Genomic DNA, 18,722 nt, shown 5'->3' with positions numbered 1-18,722 from the left:
GCTCAGGCCAGCGCGGCGTCGAGCGTGATGGTCGTGCCCTTCAGCGCCTGGCTGACCGGGCAGCCTTCCTTGGCTTCCTCGGCGGCGGCGACGAAGTCCTCTTCGGACATGCCCGGCACCACGCCCCGGACGGTGATCTTGATGCCGGTGATGCCTTCACCCGGCTGGAACGTCACGTCCGCGGAGGTCTCCAGCGACGTCGGCGGGGTGCCCGCCTTCGCCAACCCGTTCGAGAACGCCATCGAGAAGCAGGACGAGTGAGCTGCAGCGATGAGCTCCTCCGGCGACGTCTTGCCGCCGGGCTCCTCGGTCCGCGCCGGCCAGCTGACGTCGTAGGTGCCCAGCCCCGACGAGTCGAGGGTGACGCGTCCACTCCCCTCGAACAGCGAGCCTTCCCAGCGCGTCGTGGCGGTGCGAGTCGTAGCCATGAATCGTCCTCTCGTGTGCGATGTTCCCAGGTCACTTCCATCCTGCCCGGTCGGGTGTCGCCGTGCGTAGCCGCACCCCGCTTTGCATCGGCTGACTCCCCGGGCCGAGGATGGACGGTGTGAGCACGCGCCTGGACAACTTCTACGACGCCATCGGCGGACACGACACGTTCGCCAAGCTGGTCCACCGCTTCTACCAAGGGGTGGCCGAGGACCCCCTGCTGCGCCCGATGTACCCCGAAGAGGACCTGGGCCCGGCCGAACAGCGTCTGCTGATGTTCCTCGAGCAGTATTGGGGCGGCCCCACCACGTACTCCGAGCAACGCGGGCACCCCCGGCTGCGGATGCGGCACATGCCGTTCCAGGTCACGCCCACCGCCCGCGACCGCTGGCTACACCACATGCGGGTCGCCGTCGACGAGCTCGACCTGGCCCCGGTTCACCGCGACACATTGTGGGACTACCTCGAGCGTGCAGCCTTCTCATTAGTCAACACGTTCGAAGAGTAGATTCACCGGGTGCTCGGAAGCGCCCGTTTCGTCCGTCGTCGTGCCTCAGGGCATGCCGGCGTTTTGTTGACGGCCTCGCTGACCGCGCTCGTCACCGCCGTGCTGTTGGTTTCAGCGACGGTCCTGGCACCTGAGGTCGCGCAGAACGCGCTGAACCGGACCCTCGCCGACACCGACGCCACCATGACCGCGTCCACCGGCTTCGACGAACGGTGGCCCGAGCTCGACCAGTCCGTCCGCACGGCCGTCAGCGACGCCGGTCCGATCGAGTCCATCACGGCGACGATCAGCACCACGGCTTTCACCATGCCGGATGCGGAGGAGAACACGCGGCTGGCGCTCGGCTACGTCGAGGACGCCGAGTCGCGGGCACATCTGACGACCGGACGCTGGCCAGACGACGACGCCCAGCACGTCGAGACCGCGGTGCACGCCGCAGCCCTGGACGCCCTCGGCCTGCAGCCGGGCGACGTCATGACCCTGCACCCGCTCACCGGATCGCGGACCCCGGTGGAGGTCACCGTCGTCGGCGGGTACGAACCGCAGGACGCGGTGGACCCGGTCTGGCACGGTCACGGCACCGGGATACGTCCCGCCCCGGGCGACGGCTTCACCGTCATCGGGCCGCTGCTGTTCCAGCGCGACGACATGGTGAATCGCATCGCCCCGGCCACGGCCACGACGCAATGGCTGCTGCCGCTGGCCGCCGGCGAGGTCACGCTAGACGACGCCGATGCGGTCACCGCCGCGCTGCGCGCCTTGGCCGGCGATCTGTCGGACTTGCGCGCCGGCGACTTCGGCCAGCAGATGGCCGTCGACGGCGAGGTCGCAGCGCTGGTCGAGCGTGCTGGTGCCGCGGCTTCCTCCACGCGGGCGATCCTGCTCGTCGTCGTCGCCATGCTCACCGTCCTGGGGATCTGGGCGCTGGCCTTCACCGCTCGGCTCGTCGCGGCCGGGAGGGCCGCGGGCACCGCGCTCCTACGCGCCCGAGGAGTCCGCGAAGGCCGGCTGCTGCGGTGGTCGTTCCTGGGCGCCGCGCTGCCTGCGGTGGGCGTCGCTGCCGTGGCGCCGCTGGTGGCTGACGTGCTGCTCGACGGCTCCGCGCTGACGGCACCGGCCTGGCTGGCCTCGATCGCCGTCGGCGTGCTGTGGCTGCTGCTCATGGTGTCCGCCGACCTGCGCGCCGGCCGGTCCGTCGCGAGCGTCGCCACAGCGGCGGCCCGGCCCCGGCGCGCCGCCGCGCAACGAGCCGGGCTCGACCTGGTGCTCCTGGGGCTCGGGATCCTCGGGCTACAACAGCTACGTCGACCACCGGAGGAGTCTCCCGAGGTGGTCCTGGTCGTGGCTCCGGCGCTGGTCGTTCTCGCCGGTTCGGTCGTCCTCGCCCGCGCGCTGCCCTGGATCGCCCGTGCTGCTGCCGCGCTCGGCAGCGCCGGCGCCGGCATCGCCGCGATGCTCGGTACGCAGGAGACCGCCCGGCGCACCGCACGCCATCTGGCCGCCGGTGTGCTCGTCGTGCTGGCCATCACCGTGTCGGTCTTCTCCGCGACCACGCAGGCCACGTGGGACGCTTTCCGCGCCGACACGGTCGCGCTCACCGAACCGGCCGATGTCCGGCTGACGCCCGCGGCAACCACCGACGACGATCTCGGCACGCGGCTCCAAGACCTGCCTGGCGTCGAGGCCGCCATGGCGGTGGTGCGCACGTCGTTCCGCGACGACGGCACCCCCGTCGACGTGGTCGGGGTCGACCCGGCAACGGCCGCCACGGTGATGCGCTGGGACGCCGATCTGGCCGGAGGGGACCCCGCCCAGCGCCTCGACCTGCTCAGCGGCGCCTCGAGCCCAGGCTCCCTCACCGCCATGGTGACCGACGATCTGGCCGACCGGTTCGGCCTGGCCGAAGGCGACGACATCGATCTCCCCCTCAGCGCCGGGACGCGCGTGGGCGTCCACGTTGCGGCCGTCGTCACCGCTGTTCCCGGGACCACGCATCCAGCGGCGATCCTGACCGACGCCGAATCCCTCTCGGCACTCGGTGCCGCAGCGTCCAGCGAATGGTGGTTGGCCACCAGCGACGACGGCCAGGACGCCGCAGCCGCGGCCATCGACCTGCCCGGCGTCAATGCGGCGGCCACCCACGCCGACGCCCTCGACCAGGCGCGGCAGGATCCGTCGTCGGCCGGCATCGGGACGGGGCTGACAGCCGGGCTCGCGTTCGCCGCCGTGTTCGTGCTCATCGGAGTCGTGGTGCACACCGTGACGTCGTTCCAGTCCCGCTCGACGGAGTATGCGCTGCTGCGCGCCATCGGACTCGGCCGGCGCAGCGCCACCGGCTCGGTCACCGTCGAGCATGCCGTCCTGCTCGGCTTCGCCACCCTGACCGGCCTCGGGCTGGGGCTCGTGGTCGCCTGGCTCGTGGTGCCGCACGCCGTGGGCGGGCTGGCCGGGCTGCCGGAGGTCCCGCCGTTGCGGCTGTCGGTGCCGTGGGGAACCATCGCCGTACTGACCGGCGCCGTCGTCGCGTTGGCAGCGATCCTGATCGCGGTGCAGGCCATACTCACCAGGCGGCTGGACGTGGCCGCTGTCCTGCGGGAAGGCGGGTAGGTCTGGTGAGCATCTGGACGCTGCTCAAGCGTGGCCTGCTGACGCATCGCACCGCGGCCATCGTGTTGGCCCTGGTGGTGGGGGTGGGCGCCTTCCTCGGTGCCGCGGGACCGCGGTGGATCGACGACCGCTTGGACCACACCTTGCAGGAGACCATCGCCGGCTCCGGCGACACCGCACAGGTCTCGGCCCGCGAAACCAGCGACGTCATTCCGGCCCGGTTCGACAGCGAGATCGAGGACCTGCGCGAATCGGTCGCACCGGAGCTCGGTGACCTGCTCGGCGCAGGACGCTGGTCGGTGTCCACCGGCGCACGGTCCTTCGGCACGCTCAACGACTCTGTCGTCGACGACGGGCTGCGCCCCCGGCGGCTGGAGGTCCGGGTTCCGGACGCCCTGGACCGGCTCGTCGAGGTCGTCGACGGCGATCTGCCCGCCTCGGTCGACAACACCGCCGACGCCAGCATCATCGACGTGGTGGCGACGCGGCCGGTGGCCGAGGCGCTGCGGCTCGAGATCGGCGACGTCGTGAGCTTCGAGCGGCGCGAACCCGCAGGCATCCAGGCTGTCGATCCGAACGAGTCGGCGCGCACCCCGGCGGTGCGGCTGACCGGTCTGATCGAGCCGACCGACCCCGGCGATCCGTTCTGGTCCGACGCCCGCGTGGCGCTCGAGCCCGACCTCGGAGCGCCCGGCGCCGAGCCGCGGATCACCACCGGCGCCCTGATCGGCCGGCGCGACGTGCTCCAGCCGTGGCTCACGGCGACCGCCGACACCGTCGACACCGAGTGGCATGTCGCGATCGATCCCGCGCGAGCCGACAACTCCGAGGTCGAGGCCGTCGTCGCGGAGCTTCGCCGACTCTCGACGGCGACGATGTGGTCCAGCGGCCTGGTCGACACGCTCGAGCGATACCCCGCACAGCGCTCGGCCGCTGAAGGCGTCGTCGGGTTCGGCATGATCTCGATGGCGGCCCTGTGTGTCACGTTGACGCTGCTGTCCGCCCGGTTCCTGGCCGAGCGCCGTCGTGATGAGGCCCTGCTGGCCCGCACGCGCGGGGCGACGTCCGTCGCGGTGGCCCGGTTGCTGGTCCTGGACGCGCTGGTGCTGTCCGTTCCGGCCACGCTGGTGGGTGCGCTCGCGGCCGTGCTCGTCGTTCCCGGCGGGTGGAGTGGGCTCGGCACGCTGCTCACCGCCGTGCCCGCGGTGGTCGCCGTGCTGGCGGTGCCGGTCATGACGATCCGAGCCGCCCGCGGTGCGCCGGCCGCAGCCGACGAGCGCGCGGACGTGGCGGCGCTGCGGCCCTCGGCGCGCCGCCTGGTCGGTGAGGCCGCAGCCGTCGTCGTGGCCGGGCTCGGGCTGTGGCTCGCCGGGACCCGCCAGCCCGGTGCCGGCGTCGACCCGGTGGTCTCGCTGGTGCCCATCGTCGTCGCCGGCGCGACCGGCCTGGTGATCTTCCGCGCGATGCCGTACCTGCTCGCCGCGCTCATGCCGGTGTTGCGCCGCACCGAGACGCTCACCGCGTTCCTCGCCGTCACGCGCGCGGCGCGGGCGCCGGCCCACGCCGTGTTGCCGGTCATCGCCTTGCTCGTCGCGATCGGCGTGGCCACGTTCGGCGGCACCGTCCGCGCCAGCGTGGACGACGCCCGCCACACCTCGTCGTGGAACGCCGTCGCCGCTGATGCCGTGGTCACTGCGGACGCCATCCGCGTCGACCAGGAGCAGATCACCTCGATACCCGGTGCCGACGCCATCGCCACCGGCACGGTCTTTCCGTTTCAGCGGCCGATCAACCTCGACAACGGCCGGGCCACCGGGCTCGACGTCCTGGCCGTCGACGTGCCTGCGTGGCAGGAGGTCACCGCGTCGGCGCCGGGTCGGCCCGACGTGTTGGCCGCGCTGTCCGGCCCGACGGAGTCCGGCGCGCCGGCCGCGGTGCTCAAGGGCCGGGTCGACGTCGTCGATGTGGGCGACCAGCTGGAGGTCACGCTGAACAAGGACACCACCGCCGTGGTCGAGGTGGTGGCGATGTTCGCCGACGTTCCCGGCTCCACGTCCGGCACGACCCTGGTCATGCCGCTCGCGCCGGTGGCCGATGCGGCACAGCCGTGGCCGGACGTCATGTACATCAGCGGCGAGGTAGCCGCGGAGTCCGTCGCGAGCACGCTGGGCATCGCCACCGACGACGTCTCGTTGCGTGCAGACGTGCTCGAATCCATCTACGGCGACAGCGTGCTCAACGCGGTGCTCGACGTGTTCATGATCGTCACGGTGGTCAGCGCCGTGCTGGCGGCTGCGGCCGCGGTGATGAGCCTGGCCATCGGAGAACGGGTGCGCGCGTACGGCCTGTCCGTGCTCCGCACGATGGGGCTGACGACGCGGCAGTCCGCCGTGCTGACGGCTTCGGACGTCATACCGGTGTCGGTCGTGGCCGCGGCGGCCGGCATCGGCGTCGGGACGGGAGTCGGCCTGGTCATCGCGGATGCGCTCGACCTGGGTGCCTTGTCCGGCGCGTTGTCCGGCGGCGCCATGCAGGCCGTGACGGACCTGCCGTCGGCCGCGGTAGCGGCGGCCGCGGTCCTCGGGGCTGTCGTGCTGGGCATCGTGGGCGCCGTGGTCAGCGGGCAGAGACGAACGGAGGTGCTGCGCTCATGACGAACGGGTCCAGCGAGTACGACATCGTGTGCGACAACCTGGTCCGGATCTATCAGACCGAGGGCGTCGAAGTCGTCGCCTTGCAAGGGCTCGACTTGCTGGTGAAGCCGGGCGAGCTGCTCGCCGTGGTGGGCGCCTCGGGGTCCGGGAAGTCGACACTGCTCAACATCTTGTCCGGCAACGACGTCCCCACAGCGGGGCGGGCCACCGTCGCAGGCCACGACCTGCTCGAGATGTCGGGCAGCAACCGCGCCGCCTACCGGCGCGACGTCGCCGGATTCGTCTGGCAACAGACGGCCCGCGGACTCATGCCGTTCCTCACCGCGGCCGAGAACATCGCCCTCCCGCTGCTGATCAACTCGATGTCCCGCGCCGAGCGGACCGCCCGTGCGCACGAACTGCTCGAACTGCTGGGCATCGCCTACTGCGCCGACCGCCGCCCGAAGGAGATGTCCGGCGGCGAGCAACAACGCTGCGCCATCGCCGTCGCCGTCGCCAACCAACCGCGTGTGCTGTTCGCCGACGAGCCGACCGGCGAGCTCGACTCAGCCACGGCCGACGACGTCTTCGCTGCCCTGCGCCGTACCAACGAGGAGCTCGGCACCACGGTGGTGGTCGTCACCCACGACCCCGGCGTGGCCGAGCACGTCGACCGTACGGTCGCCATCCGGGACGGTCGCACCTCCAGCGAGACGCTGCGGCGTACCGAGCTGACTGCCGAGGGACACGAACGAGTGGTCGCCGAGGAGTACGCCGTGCTCGACCGTGCAGGGCGCGTGCAGCTTCCGCGGGAGTTCGTCGCCCAGCTCGGCCTGCGAGACCGGGTCCGCCTCGAACTCGAACCCGACCACGTCGGACTGTGGCCCGGCCATGCCGGGCAGGACGGGGAACGCCGATGAACCCGATGGTGACCGCCGACGACGTGATCCGTCGATACCAGCGCGGCCCCGACACCGTCGAAGCGCTGGCCGGCGTCACCCTGTCCGTGGCCCCCGGCGAGCTCGTCGCGCTCGTCGGCCGCTCCGGGTCGGGCAAGACGACGCTGCTCAACCTGATCGGCGGGCTCGACCGGCCCGACGGGGGCGAAATCACCGTCGACGGCGGCAAGCTCGGCTCCATGGACGAAACCGCGCTCCTGCGGCTGCGCCGGGAACGCATCGGGTTCGTCTTCCAGGCCTTCGGGCTGCTCCCCTACCTCTCCGCCCGCGAGAACGTCGGCGTTCCGCTGCGGATGCTGCGCACCCCGGCCGCCGAACGCGACCGGCGCGTCGACGAGCTGCTGCGCGTCGTCGGCCTCGAAGCCCACGCCGAGCAGCGTCCGGCCGAGCTGTCCGGTGGGCAGCAACAACGCGTCGCCATCGCGCGCGCCCTGGCCACCGAACCCGGCCTGCTGCTCGCCGACGAGCCGACGGGCCAGCTGGACTCCGAGACCGGCCACACGGTCATCGGGCTGATGCGTGACCTGGTGCACAACGCCGGCAGCGCCGCCCTCGTGGCGACCCACGACCCCAGCGTCGTCGCGTACGCCGATCGCGTCCTGCACCTGCAGGACGGACGTATCACCGACCCGGACTGAGCCTCAGCCGCGGCGCTCCACGATGCCGCGCGCGAAAGCTGCCTGCCCGACGTGCTGGCAGTCGTCGTTGATCACGCTGACCAGCCGGACCCCCAGCGACACTGCCGGTGTCCACGACTCGTCGACGATGCGGTCGAGGTCGGCGTCGGACAGCCCCTCGACGAACGACCGCGTCCGCGCGTGCACGGCGTCGTGGTAGCCGCTGAGCAGCTCAGCGCTCACCTTGACCGCCGCGACGTCGTCGCTGGTGTGACCATAACCCGTGGCGGCGGCGTCGAACGGCAGCCCGAAGCGGTCGGCCCACCCCTCGGCCGTCCACGCCTGGTCGATTCCGGCGACGTCGGAGACGTGATCGTCCTGGACTCTCGTCAGGTGCCAGACCAGCCAGGCGATCGAGTTCGCTTTCGGGTCGAGCCGTACGGCGAGCTGATCCACCGACAACCCGTCGACCGCAGCGTGCACACTCTGCCGGATCCGGTCGAACGCGTCGGCGAGCAGGTCGGCACTTCTCACGTCCATCACTCCTCACGATGTACCGCGCGGTTCACGCCCGGTTTGACAACCACCGGGCCACCCTGGCTTAGGGTGGTTCCCTGTGACTCAGGCTTCGCACGACTGGTGGCGCAACGCCGTCATCTACCAGGTCTACATCCGTTCGTTCGCTGACGGTACCGGCGACGGCGAGGGCGACATCGCCGGTCTTCGGAATCGGTTGCCCTATCTGCACGACCTCGGCGTCGACGCGCTGTGGATCAACCCGTGGTACCCGTCGCCGCTGAACGACGGCGGCTACGACGTCGCCGACTTCCGCGACATCGACCCGCGCTTCGGCGACTTGTCCCAGGCCAAGGCGCTTTTGGACGAGGCGCACGGGCTGGGGCTGCGCATTCTGCTCGACATCGTCCCCAATCACAGCTCTTGGGATCACGAGTGGTTCAAGCAGGCTCTCGCGGCGGAGCCCGGTTCACCGGAACGGGCGCGGTACATCTTCCGCGACGGTCGCGGTCCGAACGGCGACGAGCCGCCGAACAACTGGCGCAGCGTGTTCGGCGGGTCAGCGTGGGAACGGATCACCGAACCGGACGGCTCACCCGGCCAGTGGTACTTCCACATCTTCGACGTCTCCCAGCCGGACTTCGACTGGTCCAACCCCGAGGTGCGCGCTGAGTTCCTCGACATCCTGCGGTTCTGGTTCGACCTCGGGGTCGACGGCTTCCGCATCGACGTCGCCCACGGCATGGTCAAGGACATGACCAAGCCCGACATCCCCTACGACGAGTCGGGCCTGCTCGACCGGCCGAAGATCGCCGACCACCCGTTCTTCGACCGCGACGGCGTGCACGAGATCTACCGCGGCTGGCGGGAGCTGGCCGACTCCTACGATCCGCCGCGGCTCTACGTGGCCGAAGCCTGGGTGGAACCACCGGAGCGCCTGGCCCGCTACGTGCGCGACGACGAGCTGCACAGCGCGTTCAACTTCGACTACCTGAAGGCGGCGTGGTCAGCCTCGGACCTGCGGCGTTCGATCGACGAATCGGTCACCGTGCTGGCCTCGGTGGGCGCGCCGGCCACCTGGGTTCTGGAGAATCACGACGTCGAGCGCGTGGTCACCCGGTACGGGCGCGAGGTCACCGCCGCCGGCGAGGGCAGCAGCCGCATCGCCGACGGCCCGGTCGACGAGCGGCTCGGGCGGCACCGGGCGCGCGCGGCGGGGCTGCTGATGCTGGCCCTGCCCGGCGGGGCGTACATCTATCAGGGTCAGGAGCTCGGCCTTCCCGAGGTGCTCGACCTGCCCGAGGACGCGCTACAGGACCCGGTGTGGGAGCGCTCCGGACGCACTCGTCGCGGCCGGGACGGCTGCCGCGTACCGCTGCCCTGGACCATCGACGGCCCTTCGTACGGCTTCGGCTCCGACGGGTCCTGGCTGCCGCAGCCCGACGGCTGGGGCGCGCTGTCGGTCGAGGCCGCCGAGGCCGATCCCGGCTCGATGCTGCACTTGTACCGGACCGCTCTGCGGATGCGTCGTGACATTCCCGCCGCCGAGCCGGTGGACTGGATCCAGGTCGACAACCCGGACGTCCTCGCCTTCCGGCGCGGGACCGGCTTCGTCTGCGTCGTGAACCTCGGCGCACAGCCCGTCGCGTTGCCCGACCATCGCCAGGTGCTCCTGCTCAGTGGTGAGCTCACCGAGGACGGCATGCTGCCCACGGACACCACGGCCTGGTTGGCGACCTGACGGTCGATCGCGTCACAGCATCTGGCGCATGTCAGCCACGCGACCGCCCGGTAATACTCCAGCCAGTGGTCTTAACTCCGGGCGGTCATCCAAAGCCCATGGATCAGCACGATCGGCGCGGCATTGGTCGTCTGCTCGCTCATGATGTCCCTCCCATAGGGGGATGCAGCCATCGTCGTCCCCACGGGCAGCGGCCGCAACACCCCGCCGAGATCAAGTCGCAGGCGCCGATCTACCTCGGGGTCGTCGCACACGAGGCGAGGCGCCTGCCCCGACGCTAAACCCCGCAGCCACGCCGAGTCGCGGCGTTATGACGCCGGTACCGGCTCATGATCGCGGCAGGCGGTATCGCCAGCGCCGCCAACGCCTCATGATCTCGCCATAGGGGCGATCATGAGGCCGACGTGGTCCTTGCCACGCTGATGATGAGTCACTCGCGGCGTTATGACGCCGCTACCGGCTCATGATCGCAGCAGCCGGTATCGCCAGCGCCGCCAACGCGATGGCGACGGGACCATCGACATGCAGGTCGTCCTACTGGAATATGAAGATCACGAGTGGGGCGACAAGCTCCCAGTGACCGAGGGGCGGGGGCGAGTAGCTCGCGGCGCTCCGTATCGGACCTCACCCTGTTCAGCACTCGCGATGAGGGCAAGCGCGGTTCCCCGTCGCCCGGCAGCCCAAAGGCACTAGGCGTACACCCCGCACCGTGCGTCAATCTGGGCGGAACGACGCGTGGCGGGCGAGTCCGGGAGCGAGTCACAGGCCTGTCGCCGCGTGTCGATGGCGGTGCGGCAGCCGGATACCTGTGCACCTTTTAGAGGGCGAACAGGGACAGCCCGCTGCGGGCCAGTACGGCACCGTTCGGGGCGTCCAGGCGCCACCACGCTCCCACCGACCGCAACACCACGGCGCCCGACCCGCTGAGGAAGCCGTACGACGACGCCGCGTGGGCCAGCCGCAGGGGCACCCCGGCTTCGAGTTCGCGGTCCCAGATCTCGGTCGCCAGCCCCTCCAGTGCGGCGCGGCCGGCACGCAGCGAAGCGCCCTCGGCCACCACGGGAGCGCGCTGCTTGAACTCCTCGACGCCCTGCTCCACCCGCGCGACGACCTCGTCGACGTCGAGCCGGGCCAGCTCGGACCACCCCGAACGCGGCGGCAGGCTGGTGGCCCACCGCAGAGCGGGCAACGCGGGGGGCAAGTCGAGCTCGTTGCTCGCCCCGGCGACGCGCGCGGCCAACGTCGCCGCCTCGACCACCACATCGAGTTCGACCGGTTCGGCCAGGGCCACGGCCCGCAAAGCCAACGCGTCGAACGGCGTCTCGGCGAAGCACCCGGCCACCGAGCCGGACGACACCATCCGGATCACCGCTTCGGGCTCGAAGTTCGCCACCCGGTGCGCAAAAGTGGCCAGATCCGCTGCTGCTCCCGGGTCGACAGGTTTCAGCGTCGTCATGCCGGCACCTCGGTGAAGCGCTCCAGGACGGCACGGTCCTGCGGGGTCAGCGGGCGCGGCTGCTCCGCCCCGCCGTCGAACGACACCAGTGTGCCGCTCGCCCGGGCGAACACCGTCTTCTCGTCAGCCACCTCGTAGGCCAGGTCGAACGACGACGTACCGATGCGCGTCACCCAGACCGACACCTGCAAAGGTTCGGAACGAAACGGCACCGGTGCCAGATAGTCGATGGTCTGGTGAACCACCACAGCGCCCTCGTGCGGGCGCTGGCCGTAAGCCAGGTAGCGATGCGCGAAATCGACCCGCGCCTCCTGGAGGTATTCGGCGAACGTCACATTGTTGACATGACCGAAGGCATCGAGATCGTCGAAACGCACTGAGCACTCGTAGACGTGCCTCATACCGCCGTCCTTCCCGGCATCGGGCCGTCTGCTTCGAGAAACTCGGCCAGAACCCGACGTTCGCGGTCCGACACCCGGCGTGGCCGCGCGTCCTCCAAGTCGTAGGGGACAAGCACACTCGACGCGACCGCGTACACCGTGCGGACGTCGTCATCGACATCGAGAACCTCGTACCCCAGCGTGAACGAGGCGGTCCCGATAGTGCTCACCCAGGTCTCCACCCGGACCGAGCCGGCCCGGAAGTGCAGCGGCGCGCGGTAGCCTATCTCGTGCCGAGCCACGACCACCCCCTCGATCAGCTCCTCAGCTCCATGCAGCGGAGCGTGCACGAACAGCATGTCCACCCGGGCTTCTTGCAGATAGCGCAGATAGACGACATTGTTGACGTGGCCGAGGGCGTCCATGTCGGCCCATCGCAGGGGTACGTGAGTGACGTGTCGAGGCACCGTCCCATCCTGCCGTACGCAACAACCGGCCGAGTTGCCGCATCAAAGCGGCCATTCGGCCTTGTCTCGACCCCGGCACCATGCAACAGTGACAACTCGTGGTAAAGAAGATCTCCGATGAGAGGGATGAGGTGCGAGTGAACCGTGTGCAAGCACTGGCATGCGTGAGTGCGTGCCCGCTTGTCAGGACGCCCTCATGACCTTCCTCGAATACCTCGAAACGCGCCAGGAGCATCTCCTCGAGCTCACCATCGAACACATCGTCATCGTGGTCGAGGCCATTGTGATCGCCACGGTGATCGGGCTCGTGCTGGGCATCCTCACCTATCAGACCCGCCGCCCGCGCGAGATCGTCCTCGCGATCACCGGCACGTTCCTCACCATTCCGTCACTGGCATTGTTCGGCCTGTTCATCGTCTGGATCGGGCTGGGGACCGCGCCGGTGCTCATCGCGCTGGTCATGTATGCGCTGCTGCCGATCGTGCGCAACACCATCGTCGGCCTGCGCGAGGTCGACCCCTCGGTCGTGGAGTCCGCGCAGGGCATGGGGATGAACCGGGTACAGCGGCTGCTGCGTATCGAACTGCCGCTGGCCTGGCCGGTGGTCATCGCCGGCATGCGGGTGTCGACGCTGGTCGTCCTCGGCATCGCGGCGATCGGGGCTTACATCAACGGCCCCGGCCTGGGTAACGACATCTTCACCGGCCTGGCCAGGATCGGCACGAGCACCGCGGTCTATGTCGTGCTCGGCGGCATGCTGGGCATCCTCATCCTGGCGGTCCTGTTCGACCTGCTCTACGTGCTCATCTTTCGACTCACGACCTCACGAGGCCTGCGATGAACGAATCGACGAACGGCCCCGCCAAGATCCGGCTCGAGAACCTCGTCAAACGGTTCCCCGGCCAGGCCAAACCCGCGGTCGACTCGCTGAGCATGGAGATTCCCGAAGGCGAGATCGTCATCCTCGTCGGGCCGTCGGGGTGCGGCAAGACGACCACGATGAAGATGATCAACCGGCTCATCGAGCCGACGTCGGGGCGGATCTTCCTCGAGGATGAAGACGTCACCAAGGTCGACGCCGACCAGCTGCGCCGACGTATCGGCTACGTCATTCAGCAAATCGGCTTGTTCCCGCACATGACCATCGCTCAGAACATCGCCACGGTCCCGCGGATGCTCGGCTGGAAACGTGATCGCATCGCCGCCCGCGTCGACGAACTGCTCGAGACCGTCGGCATGGATCCCGCGACGTATCGCGGGCGGTATCCCAAGGAGCTGTCCGGCGGACAGCGCCAGCGCATCGGCGTCGCCCGCGCCATGAGCGCCGACCCGGACGTCATGCTGATGGACGAACCGTTCGGCGCCATCGACCCGATCACCCGCGACCGGCTGCAGAACGAATTTCTCCGACTGCAAGCGGAGATGAAGAAGACGATCATCTTCGTCACGCACGACATCGACGAGGCCATCAAGATGGGCGATCGCATCGCGATCCTGCGCGAGGGCTCGCACATCGCTCAGTTCGACACACCTGAGCAGATCCTCGTCCACCCGGCGGACGATTTCGTGGCTGACTTCATCGGCCGGGGCGCCTCGCTGAAGCGGCTCGGTCTCAGCCGCGTCCACGACATCGAGCTCAGCGAATGGCCGACCGTTCGCGAAGACGCCTCGCGCAGTGAGGCGCTGCGGGTCATCGAAGGCAGCGACAAATCGTCGGCGCTGGTCCTGGATTCGGCGAACCGGCCGCGACGCTGGGTGGCCGCCGAGCACTTGCGCCGCGCCGGTGAGGAACCACTGGGCAGCATCGGGTTGCCCACCGACGCCGTCGTCCAGCCGCACGCCACCTTGAGCGATGCGCTGAACGAGATGCTGACCGCCCGCTACAGCTGCGCCATCGTCGTCGGCAACGACGGCGCCTACCTCGGCATCGTCGACATCGACACCATCAACGATGCGATGCGCTCCATGCGAAGCGTGGAACGCGGGCGCATGCGCGACCGGCTGATCGGCGAAGACGATCACGCCACCGAGGTCGGCGAGTGACCATGACGACCGTCGGCAGCCCTTCGATCAGGGACCCCGAAGCCGGCCAGACGCCGCCTCCCGCCAGGCACCGGGGTTTGGGTGGATATCTGTTCATGCCGGCAGCACTGCTCGCGGTGCTGATCGTGCTGTACCTGTGGGTCAGCGGCCAGGAACTGGACAGCACCGAGCAGCGGCGTATCAACGCCGACAACATCACCACCGTCGTGCGCGAACACATCGAGCTCGCCGTGCTCTCGACGGTCTTGGTCCTGGTGATCGCCATCCCGTTGGGGATCGTGCTGACCCGTCCCGCGCTGGCCAAGGTGACCCGCCCGGCGATCGCGGTGTTCAACATCGGCCAAGCACTGCCCACCATCGGCGTCCTGGTGCTGTTCGCCGTGGTCTGGGACATCGGGTTCTGGCCCGTCATCGTCGCGCTGGTCGCCTACACGGTGCTGCCGGTCCTCCGGAACACCATGGTCGGACTTCAACAGGTGGACGAGTCGGTCATCGAGGCCGCCCGCGGCATGGGGATGTCACGGGCAGCCGTCCTGGGCCGTATCGAACTGCCACTGGCCGTGCCGATCATCATGGCCGGCGTCCGGACGGCCTTGGTCATCAACGTCGGTACGGCGACCTTGGCGGCGTTCGTCGATGGCGGCGGACTCGGTACCTTGATCGTTTCGGGTACCGCTGCCGGCCGTGATCTGATCATCATCGTGGGCGCGGTGCTCACGGCCGTGTTGGCTTTGACCATCGACTATCTCGCCGGCATCGCAGAGGACGTCATGCGGCCACGGGGGCTCTGACGACCGACGACGGAAGGAACAGGATCATGCATATCAGGACCGGGATTGTCCGCACCTTCACGCTGCTCGCCGCGACCTCACTCGTACTCGTGGGGTGCGGCGACGACGATGACGGTGGCTCGGGCGGGGACGGCGACCTGTCGGGTGCCTCGCTGACGGTCGGCTCCAAGGAGTTCAACGAGCAGGTCCTGTTGGGGCAGATCGCGATCATCGCACTCGAGGAGGCCGGCGCCGACGTGCAGGACCAGACCGGCATTCAGGGCTCGGAGAACGTCCGCGCCGCCCTGACCTCCGGTGAGATCGACCTCTACTGGGAGTACACCGGTACGGGCTACACGGTCCATCTCGGGCACGACGCCGCCGACGCCCCTACCGACTCCGCGGAGCTCTTCGATCAGGTTGCCACCGAGGACGCCGAGAACGGCGTGGTGTGGCTCGATCCTGCAGAAGCGAACAACACCTACGGCATCGCCGCAGCGGCAGACACGGCCGAAGAACTCGGCGTAGAGACCCTGACGGACTACGCCGCCCTGGCCAACAAGGACCCTGAAGCCGCCTCGCTGTGTGCCGCGGCGGAGTTCCTCGACCGCGCGGACGGCTGGCCCGGCCTCGAGAAGGCCTACGGCTTCGATCTTCCGGATTCTCAGATCGCGGAGATGGACGAGGATGTCATCTACGCGCGGCTGCCGCAGTCCGACCCGTGCAACTTCGGCGAGGTGTTCGAGACCGACGGGCGAATCGTCGGTAACGATCTCCAGGTGATCGAGGACGACAAGTCGTTCTTCGTGAAGTACAACATCGCGATGACCGTGCGGCAGGAAACGCTCGACCAGTACCCGGCGATCGAGGACGTCTTCGCACCCATCTCGGAGCTGCTGACCAACGAGACGATGCAGGAGCTCAACGCCCGTGTCGACGTGGACGAGGAGTTTCCCGAGGACGTCGCCCGCGACTTCCTGGAGCAGAACGATCTGATCTGAGCCGGACCCTCGACAGCGACGGGCCGTGCCGCCCGAACGTGGGCGGCACGGCCCGAGGTCTGTGTAGTCGCCGCTTCTGTAGGGGCGCCGCCGTCAGTCGCGGCTGAGCTTGCGGTACGTGACGCGGTGCGGCCGGGCCGCGTCGACGCCGAGCCGCTCGACCTTGTTCTTCTCGTACGACTCGAAGTTCCCTTCGAACCAGAACCACTTGGCCGGGTCTTCGTCGTTGCCTTCCCACGCCAGGATGTGCGTGGCGATGCGGTCGAGGAACCACCGGTCGTGCGAAGTGACCACAGCGCAGCCCGGGAACTCCAGCAGCGCGTTCTCCAGCGACTGCAACGTCTCGACGTCGAGGTCGTTGGTCGGCTCGTCCAGCAGGATGAGGTTTCCGCCCTGCTTGAGGGTCAGTGCCAGGTTGAGCCGGTTGCGCTCGCCACCGGAGAGCACCCCGGCCGGCTTCTGCTGGTCAGGCCCCTTGAACCCGAACGCCGCCACGTACGCCCGGCTGGGCATCTCGACGTTGCCGACCTTGATGTGGTCGAGCTCGTCGGAGACGACCTGCCAGACGTTCTTCTTCGGGTCGATGCCGCCGCGGTTCTGGTCGACGTAGGACAGTTTGACCGTGTCGCCGACGCGGATGCTGCCGGAGTCCGGCGTCTCAACACCGGTGATCATCTTGAACAGCGTCGTCTTACCCACGCCGTTCGGCCCGATGACACCGACGATGCCGTTCTTGGGCAGCGTGAACGACAGGTTTCGCATCAGCGTGCGATCGCCGAAGCCCTTGGTGAGGTCTTGCGCCTCGACGACGACGTTGCCCAGGCGGGGGCCTGGAGGAATCTGGATCTCGTCGAAATCGAGCTTGCGCGTCTTCTCCGCCTCGGCGGCCATCTCCTCGTACCGGTCGAGCCGGGCGCGCTGCTTGGTCTGGCGTCCCTTGGCGTTGGACCGCACCCACTCGAGTTCGTCCTTGAGTCGGCGCTGACGCTTGGCGTCCTTCTGGCCTTCTACCTTCAGGCGGGCCTGCTTGGTCTCCAAGTACGTCGTGTAGTTGCCCTCGTAGCCGTGGACACGGCCGCGGTCGACCTCGGCGATCCACTGCGCGACGTGGTCGAGGAAGTAGCGGTCGTGGGTCACGGCGATGACGGCGCCGGGGTACTTCTCCAGGTGCTGTTCGAGCCACAGCACGCTCTCAGCGTCCAGATGGTTCGTCGGCTCGTCCAGCAGCAGCAGGTCAGGCTGTTCGAGCAGCAGCTTGCACAGCGCGACCCGGCGGCGTTCACCACCGGACAGCGTCTTCACGTCGGCGTCGGGTGGCGGACAGCGCAGCGCGTCCATGGCCTGTTCGAGCTGGGAGTCCAGTTCCCAGGCGTTGCGGTGGTCGAGCTGCTCCTGCAGTCTGCCCATCTCGGCGAGAAGCTCGTCGGAGTAGTCGACGGCCATCTTCTCGGCGATCTCGTTGAACCGCGCCAGCATCTCGATGGTGTCCGCCACGCCCTCCTGGACGTTACCGAGCACCGTCTTGTCCTCGTTCAGCGGTGGTTCCTGCGCGAGGTAGCCGACCGTGGCGCCTGGGGCCAGCTGCGCCTCGCCGTTCGAGGGCTGGTCCTCGCCCGCCATGATCTTGAGGATGCTTGACTTGCCCGCACCGTTGGGCCCGACGACGCCGATCTTCGCTCCGGGGAGGAAGTACAGCGTGACGTCGTCGAGGATGACTTTGTCACCGTGGGCCTTGCGCGCCTTGCGCATAGAGTAAATGAATTCCGCCATAACGCCTCCAAGCTTAGCCCGCCGTCGCTCCTGGGGACGACCACGGCTGCCGGGACCAGGGTGCGGGGCCGGCGGCGTCGGTCCGAACGGCGCCGCCGGCATCTTCGCACGTAGTTCGGCACTACGCGGCCAGACCGGAGTCCTGCTGCTCGGACGTGTCGGACGTGTCGGACGTGTCGACGCCGGGGTCGTCGCCGGAGCGTTCTCGTTGCAGCTGGGCGATGCTGAACATCTCTCCGGTATCTGGATCGACGATGACGTCGTCATCGGCTCGCGCCCGCTGTTCAGACCGGATGTGGTCGAGGGGATCATCCTCGGCCTTGGTGTGATCCTGCCGGCGCGTACGAGTGAACACAGCCGTGCCGCGCATCAGGTCGTACCCCACTGACCATGCATCAACCTCGGCGTCGGTGCGTAAATTCCCGTTGTCGTCGGTCCAGTCGTTGAGCTTCAGCCTGCCGTGCACGATCACCGGTTCGCCCTTGCGGATGCTCGCGGCGACGTTGGCAGCCAGCGCGCGCCAGCACACGACCCGGTAGAACGACGCCGGGTCTTCCACCCACCGGCCCATCCTGCGGTTGTAGAACCGCCGCTGGCTGGCCAGCCGGAAACTGGAGACCTGACTGCCGTTGTGAGTGGACGACGAATGGACGTCGCTTGCGACGTTTCCCACGATCGTGACGTTCGCGTCGCTCATATGGCGCCTCCCGCGCTCGAATGTGTGAGCTTGACGCTCACGACATTGGCGCGCGGAGTTCAGGGGCGAAAGGCGCCGCAGCAAGAATGTGGACAACCATCCGGGCGACGGCGGCCTGTGGAAATCCC

General features: G+C 68.9%; 17 protein-coding genes. 10 read left to right on the top strand and 7 right to left on the bottom strand.

The window, feature by feature from the left end; all coding sequences use genetic code 11:
- Positions 1–2 precede the first annotated feature (2 nt).
- Positions 3–428 (bottom strand): OsmC family protein, encoded by a 426-nt coding sequence (locus tag M6444_RS22320; RefSeq protein WP_298332635.1) that lies wholly within the window; start codon positions 426–428, stop codon positions 3–5.
- Positions 429–547: 119 nt separating this feature from the next.
- On the opposite strand from M6444_RS22320, the gene M6444_RS22315 reads away from it, so the two are divergent.
- From M6444_RS22315 to M6444_RS22295, 5 genes are all read left to right on the top strand, one after another.
- Complete coding sequence (locus M6444_RS22315) at positions 548–937, top strand: globin (RefSeq protein WP_298332632.1); 390 nt, start codon at positions 548–550, stop codon at positions 935–937.
- Between the two features lie 66 nt (positions 938–1,003).
- On the top strand, positions 1,004–3,544 hold the full coding sequence (locus M6444_RS22310; protein ID WP_298332629.1) for an ABC transporter permease: 2,541 nt from the start codon (positions 1,004–1,006) through the stop codon (positions 3,542–3,544).
- Between the two features lie 5 nt (positions 3,545–3,549).
- Positions 3,550–6,198, top strand: a complete 2,649-nt coding sequence (locus M6444_RS22305) for a hypothetical protein (RefSeq protein ID WP_298332626.1) — start codon at positions 3,550–3,552, stop codon at positions 6,196–6,198.
- Positions 6,195–7,097 (top strand): ATP-binding cassette domain-containing protein, encoded by a 903-nt coding sequence (locus M6444_RS22300; protein ID WP_298332624.1) that lies wholly within the window; start codon positions 6,195–6,197, stop codon positions 7,095–7,097. The genes M6444_RS22305 and M6444_RS22300 overlap by 4 nt, the downstream gene beginning before the upstream one ends.
- Positions 7,094–7,774, top strand: coding sequence for an ABC transporter ATP-binding protein (locus M6444_RS22295; RefSeq protein WP_298332622.1), 681 nt, complete (start codon positions 7,094–7,096; stop codon positions 7,772–7,774). The genes M6444_RS22300 and M6444_RS22295 overlap by 4 nt, the downstream gene beginning before the upstream one ends.
- Positions 7,775–7,777: 3 nt before the next feature.
- On the opposite strand, the gene M6444_RS22290 is transcribed toward M6444_RS22295, so the two are convergent.
- Positions 7,778–8,287 carry a DUF664 domain-containing protein gene (locus M6444_RS22290; protein WP_298332619.1) on the bottom strand — a complete coding sequence of 170 codons (510 nt, stop codon included), beginning with the start codon at positions 8,285–8,287 and terminating at the stop codon, positions 7,778–7,780.
- An 82-nt stretch (positions 8,288–8,369) separates the two neighbouring features.
- Between M6444_RS22290 and M6444_RS22285 the strand changes: the two genes are divergently transcribed.
- Positions 8,370–10,010 carry an alpha-amylase family glycosyl hydrolase gene (locus tag M6444_RS22285; RefSeq protein WP_298332617.1) on the top strand — a complete coding sequence of 547 codons (1,641 nt, stop codon included), beginning with the start codon at positions 8,370–8,372 and terminating at the stop codon, positions 10,008–10,010.
- Positions 10,011–10,827: 817 nt separating this feature from the next.
- Here the strand turns inward: M6444_RS22285 and M6444_RS22280 are convergent.
- The 3 genes from M6444_RS22280 to M6444_RS22270 are packed head-to-tail and all read right to left on the bottom strand — an operon-like array spanning position 10,828 to position 12,313.
- Positions 10,828–11,466, bottom strand: a complete 639-nt coding sequence (locus M6444_RS22280; RefSeq protein WP_298332615.1) for a hypothetical protein — start codon at positions 11,464–11,466, stop codon at positions 10,828–10,830.
- The gene (locus tag M6444_RS22275; protein ID WP_298332612.1) at positions 11,463–11,867 is read right to left on the bottom strand and encodes a thioesterase family protein; all 405 of its coding nucleotides are present in this window, start codon (positions 11,865–11,867) and stop codon (positions 11,463–11,465) included. Before M6444_RS22275 ends, M6444_RS22280 begins: the two co-directional genes overlap by 4 nt.
- Positions 11,864–12,313, bottom strand: a complete 450-nt coding sequence (locus M6444_RS22270; RefSeq protein WP_298332609.1) for a thioesterase family protein — start codon at positions 12,311–12,313, stop codon at positions 11,864–11,866. Before M6444_RS22270 ends, M6444_RS22275 begins: the two co-directional genes overlap by 4 nt.
- 196 nt (positions 12,314–12,509) lie before the next feature.
- Here M6444_RS22270 and M6444_RS22265 point away from each other — a divergent pair, with 196 nt between their 5' ends.
- From M6444_RS22265 to M6444_RS22250, 4 genes are all read left to right on the top strand, one after another.
- Positions 12,510–13,154 (top strand): ABC transporter permease, encoded by a 645-nt coding sequence (locus M6444_RS22265; RefSeq protein ID WP_298332606.1) that lies wholly within the window; start codon positions 12,510–12,512, stop codon positions 13,152–13,154.
- The gene (locus M6444_RS22260) at positions 13,151–14,356 is read left to right on the top strand and encodes a betaine/proline/choline family ABC transporter ATP-binding protein (RefSeq protein ID WP_298332604.1); all 1,206 of its coding nucleotides are present in this window, start codon (positions 13,151–13,153) and stop codon (positions 14,354–14,356) included. Before M6444_RS22265 ends, M6444_RS22260 begins: the two co-directional genes overlap by 4 nt.
- Positions 14,357–14,451: 95 nt before the next feature.
- Positions 14,452–15,147, top strand: coding sequence for an ABC transporter permease (locus tag M6444_RS22255; RefSeq protein ID WP_298332601.1), 696 nt, complete (start codon positions 14,452–14,454; stop codon positions 15,145–15,147).
- Positions 15,148–15,173: 26 nt separating this feature from the next.
- Positions 15,174–16,127 (top strand): glycine betaine ABC transporter substrate-binding protein, encoded by a 954-nt coding sequence (locus M6444_RS22250; protein ID WP_298332599.1) that lies wholly within the window; start codon positions 15,174–15,176, stop codon positions 16,125–16,127.
- A 93-nt stretch (positions 16,128–16,220) separates the two neighbouring features.
- Here M6444_RS22250 and ettA read toward each other — a convergent pair whose 3' ends face one another.
- Together ettA and ssb are read right to left on the bottom strand one after the other, a co-directional pair.
- Complete coding sequence (ettA, locus tag M6444_RS22245; RefSeq protein WP_298332597.1) at positions 16,221–17,897, bottom strand: energy-dependent translational throttle protein EttA; 1,677 nt, start codon at positions 17,895–17,897, stop codon at positions 16,221–16,223.
- A gap of 121 nt (positions 17,898–18,018) precedes the next feature.
- A complete protein-coding gene (ssb, locus tag M6444_RS22240) occupies positions 18,019–18,594 on the bottom strand; it encodes a single-stranded DNA-binding protein (protein WP_298332594.1) in 576 nt (191 codons plus the stop codon).
- Between the last annotated feature and the right edge of the window lie 128 nt (positions 18,595–18,722).

The sequence above is a fragment of the Haloactinopolyspora sp. genome (assembly GCF_027324685.1).
Taxonomy (GTDB): Bacteria; Actinomycetota; Actinomycetes; order Jiangellales; family Jiangellaceae; genus Haloactinopolyspora.
Note: the sequence above shows the minus strand (reverse complement) of the source record. Positions and strands in the feature narration are given on the sequence as shown.

Coding starts and splice junctions, on each gene's coding strand:
- M6444_RS22320 (WP_298332635.1), bottom strand. CDS start 428: ATGGCTACGACTCGCACCGCCACGACGCGCTGGGAAGGCTCGCTGTTC.
- M6444_RS22300 (WP_298332624.1), top strand. CDS start 6,195: ATGACGAACGGGTCCAGCGAGTACGACATCGTGTGCGACAACCTGGTC.
- M6444_RS22295 (WP_298332622.1), top strand. CDS start 7,094: ATGAACCCGATGGTGACCGCCGACGACGTGATCCGTCGATACCAGCGC.
- M6444_RS22280 (WP_298332615.1), bottom strand. CDS start 11,466: ATGACGACGCTGAAACCTGTCGACCCGGGAGCAGCAGCGGATCTGGCC.
- M6444_RS22275 (WP_298332612.1), bottom strand. CDS start 11,867: ATGAGGCACGTCTACGAGTGCTCAGTGCGTTTCGACGATCTCGATGCC.
- M6444_RS22265 (WP_298332606.1), top strand. CDS start 12,510: ATGACCTTCCTCGAATACCTCGAAACGCGCCAGGAGCATCTCCTCGAG.
- M6444_RS22260 (WP_298332604.1), top strand. CDS start 13,151: ATGAACGAATCGACGAACGGCCCCGCCAAGATCCGGCTCGAGAACCTC.
- M6444_RS22255 (WP_298332601.1), top strand. CDS start 14,452: ATGCCGGCAGCACTGCTCGCGGTGCTGATCGTGCTGTACCTGTGGGTC.
- M6444_RS22250 (WP_298332599.1), top strand. CDS start 15,174: ATGCATATCAGGACCGGGATTGTCCGCACCTTCACGCTGCTCGCCGCG.
- ettA (WP_298332597.1), bottom strand. CDS start 17,897: ATGGCGGAATTCATTTACTCTATGCGCAAGGCGCGCAAGGCCCACGGT.
- ssb (WP_298332594.1), bottom strand. CDS start 18,594: ATGAGCGACGCGAACGTCACGATCGTGGGAAACGTCGCAAGCGACGTC.